Origin of the sequence: Amycolatopsis sp. NPDC006131 (assembly GCF_040614175.1) — a bacterium.
Lineage (GTDB): Bacteria > Actinomycetota > Actinomycetes > Mycobacteriales > Pseudonocardiaceae > Amycolatopsis_E > Amycolatopsis_E tucumanensis.
In genome coordinates this window covers 26,875-39,903 of record NZ_JBEXTX010000077.1, presented here as the reverse complement: position 1 = coordinate 39,903, position 13,029 = coordinate 26,875, and the positions used below count along the sequence as shown (strand labels likewise).

General features: G+C 69.8%; 14 protein-coding genes and 1 pseudogene. 8 read left to right on the top strand and 7 right to left on the bottom strand.

Annotated elements, in window-relative coordinates; genetic code table 11:
• Positions 1-93: 93 nt before the first annotated feature.
• The 5 genes from ABZ215_RS30670 to ABZ215_RS30650 all read right to left on the bottom strand — a co-directional run bounded on the left by ABZ215_RS30670 (position 94) and on the right by ABZ215_RS30650 (position 3,808).
• Complete coding sequence (locus ABZ215_RS30670) at positions 94-855, bottom strand: 3-hydroxybutyrate dehydrogenase (RefSeq protein ID WP_039791305.1); 762 nt, start codon at positions 853-855, stop codon at positions 94-96.
• A gap of 2 nt (positions 856-857) precedes the next feature.
• Positions 858-1,724, bottom strand: a complete 867-nt coding sequence (locus tag ABZ215_RS30665; RefSeq protein WP_020417261.1) for a VOC family protein — start codon at positions 1,722-1,724, stop codon at positions 858-860.
• Between the two features lie 4 nt (positions 1,725-1,728).
• Positions 1,729-2,544 carry an alpha/beta fold hydrolase gene (locus tag ABZ215_RS30660; RefSeq protein WP_020417262.1) on the bottom strand — a complete coding sequence of 272 codons (816 nt, stop codon included), beginning with the start codon at positions 2,542-2,544 and terminating at the stop codon, positions 1,729-1,731.
• Positions 2,545-2,645: 101 nt separating this feature from the next.
• Positions 2,646-3,317 (bottom strand): TetR/AcrR family transcriptional regulator, encoded by a 672-nt coding sequence (locus ABZ215_RS30655; RefSeq protein WP_202961405.1) that lies wholly within the window; start codon positions 3,315-3,317, stop codon positions 2,646-2,648.
• A gap of 62 nt (positions 3,318-3,379) precedes the next feature.
• Positions 3,380-3,808, bottom strand: a complete 429-nt coding sequence (locus ABZ215_RS30650) for an organic hydroperoxide resistance protein (protein ID WP_020417264.1) — start codon at positions 3,806-3,808, stop codon at positions 3,380-3,382.
• Between the two features lie 275 nt (positions 3,809-4,083).
• Here ABZ215_RS30650 and ABZ215_RS30645 point away from each other — a divergent pair, with 275 nt between their 5' ends.
• The 3 genes and pseudogenes from ABZ215_RS30645 to ABZ215_RS30635 all read left to right on the top strand — a co-directional run.
• Positions 4,084-4,983, top strand: a complete 900-nt coding sequence (locus ABZ215_RS30645; RefSeq protein ID WP_020417265.1) for an oxidoreductase — start codon at positions 4,084-4,086, stop codon at positions 4,981-4,983.
• Positions 4,980-5,618, top strand: coding sequence for a chorismate mutase (locus tag ABZ215_RS30640; RefSeq protein WP_020417266.1), 639 nt, complete (start codon positions 4,980-4,982; stop codon positions 5,616-5,618). The genes ABZ215_RS30645 and ABZ215_RS30640 overlap by 4 nt, the downstream gene beginning before the upstream one ends.
• 36 nt (positions 5,619-5,654) lie before the next feature.
• Positions 5,655-6,410 (top strand): annotated as a pseudogene (locus ABZ215_RS30635) (fumarylacetoacetate hydrolase family protein); the annotation flags it as partial.
• Between the two features lie 35 nt (positions 6,411-6,445).
• On the opposite strand, the gene ABZ215_RS30630 reads toward ABZ215_RS30635, so the two are convergent.
• Positions 6,446-7,366 (bottom strand): EamA family transporter, encoded by a 921-nt coding sequence (locus ABZ215_RS30630; RefSeq protein ID WP_354953549.1) that lies wholly within the window; start codon positions 7,364-7,366, stop codon positions 6,446-6,448.
• Between the two features lie 68 nt (positions 7,367-7,434).
• Between ABZ215_RS30630 and ABZ215_RS30625 the strand changes: the two genes are divergently transcribed.
• The 3 genes from ABZ215_RS30625 (at position 7,435) to ABZ215_RS30615 (ending at position 9,916) form a co-directional block, all read left to right on the top strand.
• Complete coding sequence (locus ABZ215_RS30625) at positions 7,435-8,295, top strand: LysR family transcriptional regulator (protein ID WP_354953547.1); 861 nt, start codon at positions 7,435-7,437, stop codon at positions 8,293-8,295.
• A 344-nt stretch (positions 8,296-8,639) separates the two neighbouring features.
• Positions 8,640-9,104 carry a MarR family transcriptional regulator gene (locus ABZ215_RS30620; RefSeq protein WP_354953545.1) on the top strand — a complete coding sequence of 155 codons (465 nt, stop codon included), beginning with the start codon at positions 8,640-8,642 and terminating at the stop codon, positions 9,102-9,104.
• On the top strand, positions 9,101-9,916 hold the full coding sequence (locus ABZ215_RS30615; RefSeq protein ID WP_354953543.1) for an NAD(P)-dependent oxidoreductase: 816 nt from the start codon (positions 9,101-9,103) through the stop codon (positions 9,914-9,916). The genes ABZ215_RS30620 and ABZ215_RS30615 overlap by 4 nt, the downstream gene beginning before the upstream one ends.
• A gap of 32 nt (positions 9,917-9,948) precedes the next feature.
• Here the strand turns inward: ABZ215_RS30615 and ABZ215_RS30610 are convergent, their stop codons facing one another.
• Complete coding sequence (locus ABZ215_RS30610) at positions 9,949-11,031, bottom strand: alpha/beta hydrolase (protein ID WP_354953541.1); 1,083 nt, start codon at positions 11,029-11,031, stop codon at positions 9,949-9,951.
• A gap of 185 nt (positions 11,032-11,216) precedes the next feature.
• On the opposite strand from ABZ215_RS30610, the gene ABZ215_RS30605 reads away from it, so the two are divergent.
• Positions 11,217-11,894, top strand: a complete 678-nt coding sequence (locus tag ABZ215_RS30605) for a GntR family transcriptional regulator (protein ID WP_354712293.1) — start codon at positions 11,217-11,219, stop codon at positions 11,892-11,894.
• Between the two features lie 81 nt (positions 11,895-11,975).
• A complete protein-coding gene (locus ABZ215_RS30600; RefSeq protein ID WP_354953539.1) occupies positions 11,976-13,028 on the top strand; it encodes a TauD/TfdA family dioxygenase in 1,053 nt (350 codons plus the stop codon).
• Position 13,029 lies beyond the last annotated feature (1 nt).

Sequence of the window (13,029 nt, the reverse complement as noted above, 5' to 3'; positions counted from 1 at the left end):
CGTGGAGGCCGAGGTGATCTCCGGCGACGAGGAGGCTCGCCTGTCGTTCATGGGCTTCGGCGGCCCGCGGGCGACAACCCCTCCGGAGACGGGTCAGGCCGCGCTCCAACCCCCGTCGAGGATCAGTTCGGTGCCGGTCACGGCCGAGGCCTCGGGTGAGCACAGGTACGCGACCGCTCCGGCGACCTCGCCGGGTTCGATCAGGCGCTTCACGGCCGACTTCGCCAGCAGGACCTCCGACAGCACCTCGTCGGTGCTCAGTCCGTGCGCCGCCGCCTGGTCCGCCAACTGGTTCTCCACCAGCGGCGTGCGCACGTAGCCAGGGCAGACGCAGTTGCTGGTGACGCCCTTGGCCGCGCCTTCCAGCGCGATGACCTTGGACAGGCCCAGCAAGCCGTGCTTGGCGCTGACGTAGGCGGACTTGTAGGCGCTCGCCCGCAGGCCGTGAACGCTGGACAGGTGGATGATCCGCCCCCAGCCGCGCTCGTACATTCCCGGCAGGACGGCACGGGTCAGCAGGAACGGAGCCTCGAGCATCAGCCGCAGCATGAACGCGAAGCGGTCGGGTTCGAACCGTTCGACGGGCGCGACGTGCTGGATTCCGGCGTTGTTCACCAGGATGTCGGCATCGAACTCCACACCGGCCAGTTCGTCGGTGCGGCTCAGGTCGATCGCCAGCGCCTCGCCACCGATCCGCTCGGCCGTCCGCGCCGCTCCCCCGGCGTCGATGTCGCAGACGACGACGTGGACGCCGAGCCCGGCGAGCCGGGTCGCCACCGCCGCGCCGATCCCGCTCGCCGCGCCGGTGACCACCGCGCGCCGGCCGGACAGATCGGATCCGGATCGATCGGACATCGTCACGACCTCGGTGAAGCGAAGGGATTCGCGTCGGCGTGGTGGTGACCCCACTCGTCCGAACGCCCGAAATCGTGCGGGATCCAGTCGTCGCCGACTTCGATGCCACCGCAGCCGATCTCCAGGTGGAACCCGCTCGGGTTCCGGACGTAGAACGAGATCGCCTTGTCGTTCATGTGCCTGCCCAGGCTGATCGAGATCGGCACGTCGTTGGCCTTGGCCCGGTCGTAGGCCCGCCCGACGTCGTCGATGGAGCCGTGCTCGAACTCGAGGTGGTGGATCGAGGTGGTGTCCGCGTGCGCGAGAGCGATGCTGTGGTGCGTCCGGTTGCAGCGGAAGAAGAACAGGCCGGGCGCGCGGTAGTCGGTCAGCTTGAACTCGAGCACCGACTCGTAGAGCTCGCGCAGTTCGCCGAGGTTGGGGCTGGCCAGCACGAAGTGCCCCAGACCGGTGATGCCGGCCCCGCCGGCGGGGCGGTCGGCGCCCAGGCGCACCTTGGCTTCCCCGACCGCCAGCTCCACGCGGTAGCCGACCGGGTCGGTGAACCAGCGCAGCTGCGTGGCACCACGCAGTTCCTGTTCTTCCGCCGATCCGTCCGCGACGGTGAATCCGGCGCCGGTCAGCCGCTCGGTGAGCCGGTCCAGCTCCCACGGCGAGTCCACGATCCAGCCCAGCTCACGGGGACGGTCCTGAGTGGACCGGTAGAGCGCGAGGCGGTACTTGAACTCGTCGAGTTCGGCGAGGGCGACCTCGTCCGTGCCGGACTTCGCGTGGGTGACACCGACGCCCAGCGTGCGCCCGAGCAGGTCGGTCCACGCGTCGAGGTCGGCGACCTCGAGACCGACGTACCCCAGTTTCCTGATTCCCACTGTGTCATCCCTCCGGCGCGGCGGCCGCGCCACCCTGCAGAAACTCGCGGACGATGTGGTTGAACTCGGGTGCGCGCTCGTACTGGACCCAGTGACGGCAGTTCGGCAGCACCCGCAGCTCCGCGTTCGGGATGCCGGCGAGGATCTTGGGCGCCCAGGCCAGGGGCACGGTCTGGTCTTCCCGGCCCCACACCAGCAGCGTGGGGGCGGTGATGAGACCCAGGTCGGGCGTCAGGTCCCCGAAGTTCGGGGGGATGGGCAACTCGGGGTGGGCCCGGAGGCTGGACTCGTAGCGCTCGTCGATGAGCGCCTCGGTCGCCAGTGACTCGTCGTGGACCATGAGCCGCACGAACTCGGCCATGGCCTCGCGCGACGGCTTGTCCGCTGCCATGTAACCGAAGAGGCGTGCGAGCCCGGCGGGCCAGGGCGGCGCGTCCGGCGGGAGGACCCCGCCCGGGGCCATCAGGACGAGCCGGTCCACGCGATCCGGGTAGCGCATCGCGATTCGCATGGCCACGGCGCCACCGTAGGAGTTGCCGACCAGGTGGGCCCGCTCGATCCCGAGCGCCGTCATCGCGCGGCACACCCGGTCGGCGGCGTGGAAGATCAGCGGCTCGTCCGTCTCCGGCCGCGGGGACTCTCCCCAGCCCGGCAGATCGACCACGATGTTCCGGTAGTCGGAGAAGGCGGGCAGGTTCCCGCCGAAGTTGCTCATTCCGGTGGCGCCCGGCCCTGAGCCGTGCAGCCACACGACCGGGCTGCCCGAACCGGCCTCGGTGTAGGCCAGGTGCGCGTCACCGACATCCAGAGTGCTCGTCACTGTGCCACCCTATCCGTTGTATGTAGCGCTCACTATACAACGGACGGCAGCGTTATCAAGGTCGAGCGGATTGCGATCGCCAACCGCGACGGCGGCCGGCGTCAGCGCTTCCGCTTCGCCGCGGCCTGCCGTTCCGCCAGGCCGCGGACCAGGGAGACGAAGGGGGCCACCTGCGAGCTGTAGCTCACGCCGTCGAAGCTGTTGGTCACCGACAAGCCGTCGGTCAAGGCGCGACCGAGAACGGCCAGCTGCTGCACCAGGGCTTCGTTGTTCTTGCCACCGTGGGGCGCGAAGATCGGGGTGAGCGCTTGAACCCAGGAAGCGTGGGCGTAGTCGCGGATGCGCCGGACGGTCGCCTGAACCGCCTCGGCGTCCTTCTGCGGCCCGATGCTGATGGCGACCAGCAACTGGAGGTAATCCGGCCGCCGGTCGAGTGAACTGCACGCGGCGGAGAACCAGGCTTCCAGGCGCTCCAACGGCGCCAGGTGGTCGAACGAAGACGGATCGGGGAACAGCGCGTGCAGCTCGTCGAAGGTCCGCTCCAGCAGCGCCGCCAGCACGCCGAGCTTGCTGCCGAAGTGATAGTAGATCGAGCTCGGCGGAAGACCGGACTGCGCGCTCAGGTCCGAGATCGCCATGCCGTCGTAGCCCTTTTCCCTGACGAGGGCGCGAGCCGCGTCAAGGATCACCTCGCGGCTGCTCAGCCCGGCAGCCGTCCGAGCGGAGCTGGAATCCCTCGCCATGCCCTCATGATAGGTCCGCGACGGTGTCACTCCCCCACCGGGCGCGCGGGCGGGCGCCGGGCCGGCGGTACCAGACCGGCCCGGTCACCACGTCAGCCGACGGTCGCGTCGACGGTCACGGGGATGTTGCCGCGGGTCGCGTTCGAGTACGGGCAAATCGCGTGGGCGCCTTCGACGAGCTGGTCCGCCGTGTCCTGGTCCACACCGGACAGTTCGGCGTGCAGCGCCGCGCTGAGGCTGAACCCGCCTTCCGGCGTCGAATGCACCTGAACCTCGGCGACGACGGCGGAGTCGGTGATCCTGACCTTCCGCTGTGCCGCGACGGCCTTGAGCGCCGAGTGGAAGCACGAGGCCCATCCCGCCGCGAACAGCTGCTCCGGGTTGGTCGCGCCGCCGGGGCCGCCCATCTCCTTGGGGATCGCCAGGGAGAGCTCGAGCAGGCCGTCGTCGGTCCTCGCCCGTCCTCCCGCGCGGCCGTCGCCGGTCGAGGTGGCGATGCCGACGTACAAGGGCTTCGTCATGGGAGAGGTCCTTTCTCGCTCACGGCCGAACCGCGATACCGAACGTTCTATCTTGTCTCACTATGAGGCGTTCACAGCCACAAGTCAAGACCGAACGTTCTACCTTTCCTCGTCAGCGTGCGCTAGAGTGAGCGCTACATACAGCGCGCGGACCGGGGGAAGACCGTTGAACAGCAGGTGGGCCGAACCACGGCCTCGTTCCAGGCGAAAGGCGCACTCGTGACACGGAAACGCTGGTCCGCCGACGACATCCCCGAGCAGCACGGGCGGACACTGTGGTCACGGGCGCCAACACCGGGCTGGGTTTCGCGATCGCCGGGGCGCTCGCCCGGCGCGGCGCCTCCGTCGTGCTGGCCTGCCGCGACCCGGGCAAGGCGGCTGCGGCGGCCGAGCGGATCCGGGCCGGCGCGCCCGGCGCCGTGGTCCGCACCCTTCCGCTGGACCTCGCCTCGCTCAAGTCGGTCCGCGCCGCCGCCCGGCGGCTGCACGACGAGTACGACGGCTTCGACCTGCTCGTGAACAACGCAGGCGGCTTCCGCGTGCGGTACTCGGTCACCGAGGACGGCTTCGAGTCGACCATCGCCGTCAACCACCTCGGCCCGTTCGCGTTCACCGGTCTGGTCCTGGACCTGCTGACCGGCACGCCCGGATCCAGGGTGGTGACCGTCGGCAGCAACGGGCACCGGCAGGGCACGATCGACCCGGCCGACCTCGATCCCGAGCCGGGCGCCGCCTACCGGTTCATGCCGGCCTACTACCGCGCGAAACTGGCCAATCTGCTCTTCAGCCACGAGCTGGACCGTCGCCTCCGAGCCGCCGGCGCGCCCACCATCGCGGTGGCCGGACACCCGGGCCTCGCGCGGACCGACGGCGGACGTGACATGCACTGGGCGGTCCGGGCCGCGCTCGATCCCCGGGTGAACCCGCTCGCGCTCCTGGTGTCCCAGAGCGCGGCGAAGGGAGCGCTGGGGCCGCTGCGGGCCGCTACAGACCCGCGGGCGCAGGGTGGCGACTACTACGGCCCGCGCGGGCGCACCGGCCATCCCGAGCTGGTCACCGCCACCGAACTGGCCCACGACGCCGACTTGCAGCGGCGACTGTGGGAAGCATCCGAGCGACTGACGAAGGTCGCCTACCTGTCCGATCCCATCCGGAGAAGTGAGGCAAGCAAGTGAGCAAGCACAGCAGGGTGGCTCGTGGCGTCGCGGTCACCGCCCTGACGGTGGCCGGCGCGATGTCGGTGACCGTTGCCCCGGCCACCGCCGCGAGCACGCCCGTGAACGGCGCTCTAGCGTCCCACAAGGCGCTCGGCAGGCTCGGCGCGCTGACCGACCTCGTCGTCGAACGCCTCCGGGTGAGCGACGACGTGGCGGCGGCCAAGTTCGGCACGGACTCGCCGATCGACGACCCCGCCCGTGAACAGCAAGTGCTCGACCAGGTGCGGCAGCAGGCCGGCACGCTCGGCCTGGACCCGGAGTCGGCGGCGGCCTTCTTCCGGGACCAGATCACGGCGAGCAAGGTGGTGCAGAGCGGACTGTTCTCCCGTTGGACGGCCCACCCGGACGAGGCCCCCACCACCCGCCCCGACCTGGGACAGATCCGCACGCGGCTGGACCGGCTGACCACGGATCTGCTCGGTCAGCTGAAGGCCACGGAGGAGGTGCGCGGCTCGCGCGTCCCGTGCACGGTCCAGCTCGCCTTGGCCACAGGTTCGGCGACGGTCCTGGAGCGGCTCGACGCCCTGCACCGCCAAGCGCTCGGCACCGCGGTGCACTCCGTGTGCACCGGCGACGCCGTCACCGAGGCATAACCGGTCAACCGGCCCAGCCGTTCGGAGGTATTTCGCATGAATGCCCACGTCCACAAGGCCGCCGAGGTGCTGGCCACCGCTGCCCGCACCGGCGTCCCGTGCCCGCCGGTCCGCGACCTGTTCGCCGAAGGCGACATCGACGCCGCCTACGAAGTCCAGCGCCTGCACACCGAGCGGCGGCTCGCGGCCGGACACCGCCTGGCCGGGCGCAAGATCGGCTTGACCTCGCCCGCCGTGCAACGTCAGCTGGGTGTCGACCAGCCGGACTTCGGCGCGCTGTTCTCCGACATGGCGCTCGGCCACGACGGGACCGTTCCGGCAGGCAGACTGCTGCAGCCCAAGGTGGAGGCGGAGATCGCCCTGATCCTCGGGGCCGACCTGCCCGGCCCCGCCTGCTCGGTCGCCGACGTCCGCGCGGCCACCGCGTTCCTCGCCCCGGCCCTGGAGATCGTCGACAGCCGGATCGCCGGCTGGGACATCAGCATCGTCGACACCGTCGCCGACAACGCCTCCTCCGGCCTGTTCGTCCTCGGCGACACCCGGGAGGCACTCGGAGACGTCGAACCGGCCGACGTCGAAATGCGGCTCCACCGCGGCACCGAACTCGTCTCCCAGGGCACCGGCCGCGACTGCCTGGGCGATCCCCTCAACGCGGCCGCCTGGCTCGCCGCCACGCTGGCCCGCCGCGGCGAGCCCCTGCGCGCCGGCGACATCGTCCTCACCGGCGCGCTGGGCCCGATGGTTGCCGCCTCCCCCGGCGACGTCTTCACCGCCCGGATCTCCGGACTCGGCACGGTCCGGGCCGGCTTCGCGACCGGGGGAACGCTTCATGAGGGACCGTTCCGGCCGCGGGACATCCGCGCGGTGACCACCGCGTTGCTGCCGATGATCAAGCCGATGCCGATCCACTCGTTGAGCTTGAGCGCCTGGTGCAACAGGAGCCACCCCGCCAACGCGGCCCAGACCGGGTTGATGCTGGTGAACGTGCCGAAGACCTGAGCGGGTATCCGGCGCAGGGCGAGCAGGTCGGTGACGTAGGGCACGATCGAGGACAGCAGGCCACAGGCGATGGCGAGCAGCACCGCCGGGGTGCCGGGAGTGTGGAAGGTGAACCAGACCGCCGCGACCGGAACCCACGCCGCCGCCGTGACGGCGCTCGCCACCGCGGTGCCCTGCAGGCCGGGAAGCTGTTGTCCGAGCGTGCGGTTGAGGAGCACGTAGGAACCCCAGGCTGCCGCCGCGAGCAGGGCCAGTGCGATGCCGATGACGTCGGTGCTCGGGCTCGGGGCGGTCAGGACGACCACGCCGGTTCCGGCGACGAGGGCGCAGGCGAAGTCGGATGCCCGTCGTGAGCTCGCGACGGCGACGGTGAGCGGGCCGAGGAATTCGAGGGTGACGGACAGGCCGAGCCCGATGCGGTCGACCGCGGCGTACAGACTGAGGTTCATCACGCTGAACACGACCACCAGGCCCAGGATCGGCCGCCACTGCTGGGCGCGCAGGCCGCGGAAACGCGGGCGCACGATCGGCGTCAGGACGAGCGCCGTCACGAACTGCCGAACCGCGACCACGCCGACGGGGCCGATGGCCGGGAACGCCATCGCGCCCAGGGCCGCGCCGGTCTGGTTGGAGACCGAGCTGGTGAGCATCAGCGCGATACCGGCGCCGCGCTGGCTCCGGGTCGCTGTGGCAGCGGAGAGCCCGCCGGCCGCGGGGCGAGCGCGTCCGGGTTTCTGGAGGGTGCTCATACCGCCACGTTAAGAGCACCGCCCGGCATGACCTAATGCGACTTTCGGACTTGCCATACGCTCGTGTTATGGATTGGAGTCTGCGTGAGCTGCGGTTCTTCGTCACCGTGGCCGAAACCGTGTCGTTCACCGAGGCGGCGGCGCGACTGCACGTTTCGCAGGCCGCGGTCTCCCGGACGATCGCCGGGCTGGAGAAGACCGTCGGAGACAAGTTGCTGTGGCGGGTGCCGCGGGGGTGCGAACTGACCAGCACCGGGCTGCAGGTGCTGCCACAGGCGCGGAAGGTGCTTGCCGAGGCCGATCGGTTCACCGGGTTCCTGGCCTCCCGCCACCACGTCCTGCGGCTCGGGTACGCATGGGCAGCTCTCGGACGGCACACCGCGCAGCTGCAGCGGATCTGGGCTGAGCGGCACGAGTCGGTCGAGCTGGAGCTGGTCCGGCACAACTCGCCGACCGCGGGGCTGGCCGAAGGCCTCTGCGATGTCGCGATCGTGCGCAAGCAGGTCGACGAGAAGCGGTTCGACTCCGTGGTGGTGGGTCTGGAACGCCGGCTGGTCGCGTTCGCGTCCGACGACCCGCGGTGGTCACGACGCCGGATGCTGAGCATGGCCGAGATCGCCGAACGCACTGTGATCATCGACCCCCGCGTGGGGACCACGAGCGCGCGGTTGTGGAGCGGCGCCGACCACGCGCCGCAGTTCATCGAGTCCAGTGACGTCGACACCTGGCTGGACGCCATCGCCGCCGGCCGTGGTGTGGGCACCACGTCCGAGGCGACCGCGCACCACCACCCGCGGCCGGGGGTGACCTACCGGCCCATCAAGGACGGCCCCCGGATCCCCGTCCGGCTCGCCTGGTGGCGCGACAATCGGCTCAGTGGCTTGGCGGAGCTGGTCGACACTGTCACGCGCCTGTACGCCCAGCCGTAGCCGCGCGGCAGCGGACCATACTGGCCCGCGTATGTCGTCCCCACGTCCGTTCGCATTCGCGTGGGTCACAGAGGTCGGTCGAGCGTGCTGGGTGATCGGAGGGCCGCACCGGGAGCGCATCGCCGGCATCCGGAGCGGCGCGGGAAGGTCGCTCCCGCCGCGTCGGACATCCCTGCCACCGCGACAGCGGGTTCACGTGCGAGTGGTGCGTCGGAGTTTTCAAGCGATGTGGAGGATTTCCGTGGTCGCCCAGGACCTCCGGCGTTCACCGCCTGAACAGGACGCGCGAAGCCGAGAAGCAACGGCGCTTGACACTTTGTTAGGCACCTAGCTATCTTTGTTAGGTGGCTAACAAACAGGCGGATCCCGAGCACCAGTCCGCGGGCGCGTGGGCGAAGAAGTACTACCTCGCGAGCCGGGTGGTGATGGAGTCGGTTCTTCGCCCGTTCGATCTCGGGCCCACGCAGTGGTACGTCATGCACCAGCTCATGACCGTGGGTCCGACCTCGCAACGCGACCTCGGGCGCATGCTCCGGATCGAGCGCGCGACACTCACGGGCGTCGTGGCCGCCCTTGTCCGCAAGGGTCTGGTCGAGCAGGAGCCTGATCCCGCCGATCAGCGCCAGAAGGTGCTGACCGCCACCCCCGCCGGCGCCGCCCTCTGGCGTGAGTTGCCCGATCCGATCGCGCTGATCCTCCAGACAGCGTTCGACGGCGTCCCGCAACGCGACCTCGAGACGACCGTCCGCGTACTGCGCGAGGCGACCGGCAGGCTCACCAGTCTCTTTCCGAAGGGAAGCGAATCATGACCGTTCTCGTCACCGGCGGAACCGGCCTCGTCGGCACCCGCCTGCTCCGCCGTCTCGTCGACGCCGGCATCGAGTGCCGTGCGCTCGTCCGCGCGGGCAAGGAACTCCCGGCGGGCGTGACACCCGTCGAGGGCGATCTGCTCGAACCGGCGACGCTACCCGAAGCGGTCGAAGGCGTCTCCGCGGTCATCCACCTCGCCGCGGTCCTGCGCACTCCCGAACCCGCGCTGATCGAGCAGGTGAACGTCACCGGCACGAAGAACCTCATCGAGGCCGTGCTGATCCACGCTCCCGAAGCGCGCGTCATCATGGCCAGCACCAACCTCGTCTACGACGAGGACCTGTCGCGGCCGGCCCGCGAAGAGGATCCGGCGAACGCGACGCAGCCCTACCCGGCGACCAAGATCGTCGCGGAACGCCTCCTGCGCGAAAGCGGACTGACGTGGAGCGTCCTGCGATTCGCCTTCGTCTACGGCGACGCCGACGGCCACCTGCAGTCCGCGCCACAGCTGCTCGGCTCATGGGGCTGGCACCCCGCGGCGACCATGAGCCTCATCCACCACCGCGACATCGCCACCGCGATACTGCTCGCGCTGACCGGCGCGATGGACGGCCGCGTCGTCAACCTCTCCGACGATGCCCCCACGACGGTCTACGAGATCGCACGCATCGTCGGCGCCGAGTACACCGAGTCCGCCGAGCCGTTGCAGAACCCGTGGAAGGGGCACGTCGACGGAACTCTCGCGCGGGAACTCGGCTTCCGGCCGGTCATTCGCAGCGTTCACCAAGCCGCCGCGGAAGGCGTGCTGTGACGACGTGGCCCGATCTCCAGGCCCTGTCTTGGTCAATCTGACGCACCGGGGCCGGCAAGTCCGCAATCGTCCAGCCATGCTCGGAGGAGTTCCGCGATCTCGTCGCTGTTCTGCTCGATCATGAGCATGTGCCCGTTGCCGTGCACTCCGGCCTCTTCCAGCCGGATGTGGTCGGTCTCGACTCCCGCGCTTCTGAGGAACTTCACCGTGGAGTGGTCGTAGGCGGCGTGGTAGCCGGCCTCCGAGGTCACCACCGCGACCGGGATGTTCGCCAGGTTCGGCAGGCGTCGAGGAGGGTCTGCCTGCACGTAGGCGGGCACGAGGTTCGGAGCGTCGGCCTCTTCCTCGCGAACGTACGGCAGACCCGCTCGCCCGACCACGGGCGGCTCGTAGACGAGCGGTGTCGCCGCGATCCCCCACGGCTTGTCCACCCCGACCTCGATGCGGACCTCCGGGGGGCCCACCTCTTCGTGGCGCATGAACGGCGGGCCGCCGGGCTCGATCGCGATGATGGCCTTCACCAGATCCGGGCGCGCGTCGGCAATGTGCCAGCCATGCGGCCCCGACTGGGAATGAGTCATCAGGATGGCCGGACCGATTTCGTCCAGCAGCGCAGTTCCGGCGGCAGTGGCCAAGCGCTCCGACAGGTGACGGTCGCGGACGAACGGCACCATGGACGAGAAGAACTGGTCGAACACAGGGTCCCCCACGCGGCCGCTGCCGGGCCACCTGGTGTGCAGCTTCGCCCGCTCCCACAGGTTGAAGTCGGCGATCGCCGTGAAGTGCCGTTCGATTCGTCCGGCTTCCGGGTGTATCAGGTCCCCGTGCTCTTCGGGGGACCACGCCGAACGTCCGCGCGCGGGCTGGTCCATGACGTAGGTGGGGAACCCGCGCCGAGCGAAGAAGTCCGCCCAGCCGGCACGTCCGTCCGGAGTGGACTCCCAGCACAGACCCGTCAACCCTCCTCCGTGGATCATCACGATCGGGTAGGCGGCGCGGCCATCCAGCGGCGCGAGGTGGTGGACGTAGGCCTGGTCGACCCGTGAGGTCTTGCCCGCGCTGCGGCAGTACCTGCCGCCGACGTAGAAGTAGCGATGCTCGACGGCGCGCGTCATCCGGACCTCCAGGCCTGGGCAGCGGACTCCCGGCCGGACGCTATAGCAAATAGCATCGTTGGTCAAAGGGGTCTTCGCAACCGAGCGTGCAGGCGGTCGGGGCCCGCTACTGCACGTTGGCTATAGCATGTGGCTGAACTCGCGCCGCTCGACGATCGCGGCGCCGGACCGCGAGGAGCTGTACCGTGACCGACTCGGCCGGGAACCCCCTGTCGTCCCTCGAGCGGCACGAGTCCCTCGCTGAGCAGGCGTACCAGCAGATCCGCGAGAGCATCGCCAGCGGAGCCCTCACCCCCGGTCAGAAGCTCACCGAACGCAATCTGGCCTTCATGCTCGGCGTGAGCCCCACCCCGGTCCGGGAGGCGCTGCGCCGGCTCGAGCAGGAACACCTGATCGAACGCCACTCGGCGCGCTCGCTCGCCGTTGCCAACCACTCGGCGGAGACGATCCGGGAGCTGCTCTACGCCGAATCGTTGTTGCGCGGCGCGCTCGCCCGGTTCGCCGCGCAGAAGATCACCGACGACCAGGTGGACGAGCTGGCCAAGATCGTCGACGAACTGAGCCGGTCCGTGGCCGACCCCGAAGCCGCCCAGCAGGCCGCCGACCGCTTCGACGCCGTGCTCCGCCGGGTCGCGGCCAACGCCTTCCTCGACTCCCTGGCGTCGAGCGCCGGCGTGTTCGGGCGAGCACGCCGCATCCGCCTGATCGAGCAGTGGTCCGCCGAGGAGCGGATGACCCGCCTGCAGATCCATCGCGAAATCGTCGACGCCCTCCGCGCCCGGGACGCCGATCGCGTCGAACAGCTGACGCGCGAGCAGCTCGAGTCGTCCCGGCGTCTGCTGCTCAGCGCCGACCTCGACTGATTCGCCTCTTGACAACAAGCACCGGCTCGTCTTCTATTTGCTATAGCATGTTGCAGATATCGTAGAGCAAGGAGAGCGCCTGTGACCTACTCACCGCTGAGCAAGGACCTGGCCTGGTTGCCCGCCGACCTGGAGGACCAGAGCCGGTGGATCTACCGGCTCACTCCGGCGGACATCAAGGACATCGAGAACGCGCTCGCCGCGTCGAAGGCCGCCGGGGCCACGATCGAGACGCTGACCAAGGAGACGTTCCCCCTCGACATCTTCAACGACGCGCTGGCCCTCACCCTCGATCGGCTGGAGAACGACCTCGGCCTGTTCGTGCTCCGGGGCCTGCCCGTCGAGCGGTTCACCAAGGACGAGCTGCGGCTGATCTTCTGGGGCATCGGCCTGCACATGGGCTCCGCGCGCTCGCAGAGCTTCAAGGGCGACGTGCTCGGTGACGTCCGGGACTTCGGCCAGTCCGCCATCACCCAGACCGGCCGGGGGTACATGTCGCGCGAAGGCCTGGGCTTCCACACCGACAGCGCCGACGTCGTCGCACTGTTCGTGCTGCGGACGGCCAAGAGCGGCGGGCGGAGCCTGTTCTGCAGCTCGGTCGCCGTCGCCGACGAGATCGCCCGCACCCGCCCCGATCTGTTCGAGGTGCTGCAGCAGCCCTTCTACCACTCCTGGAAGGGCTCCGAGCAGCCCGGCCAGAAACCGTACTACCGGCAGCCGATCTTCAGCATCGAAGACGGCCGCTTCTCCTCGCGCTGGGTCGCGCCGCACATCTGGTCGGCGCAGGAGTTCGACGACGTGCCGCCGCTGACCGACGCGCAGACCGAGGCGATGAACCTGCTGATCTCGCTCAACGACGACCCGCGATTCCACACCTCGATGATGTTCGAGCCCGGCGACTTCCAGTTCCTCAACAACCACGTGGTCTACCACGCGCGGACCGAGTTCGACGACTGGGAAGACGAGGACCGCAAGCGGCACCTGCTGCGGTTGTGGCTGGCGCCCGCGAACTCACGACCCCTGAGCGAGGGCATGAAGGAGTTCTACGGCGACGTCCGGCCCGGCGTCCCGCGCGGCGGATTCCCCGCGCGCGTCGACAATCCCGTCTTCGTCACCAAGGCCGAGAAGCCCTGAG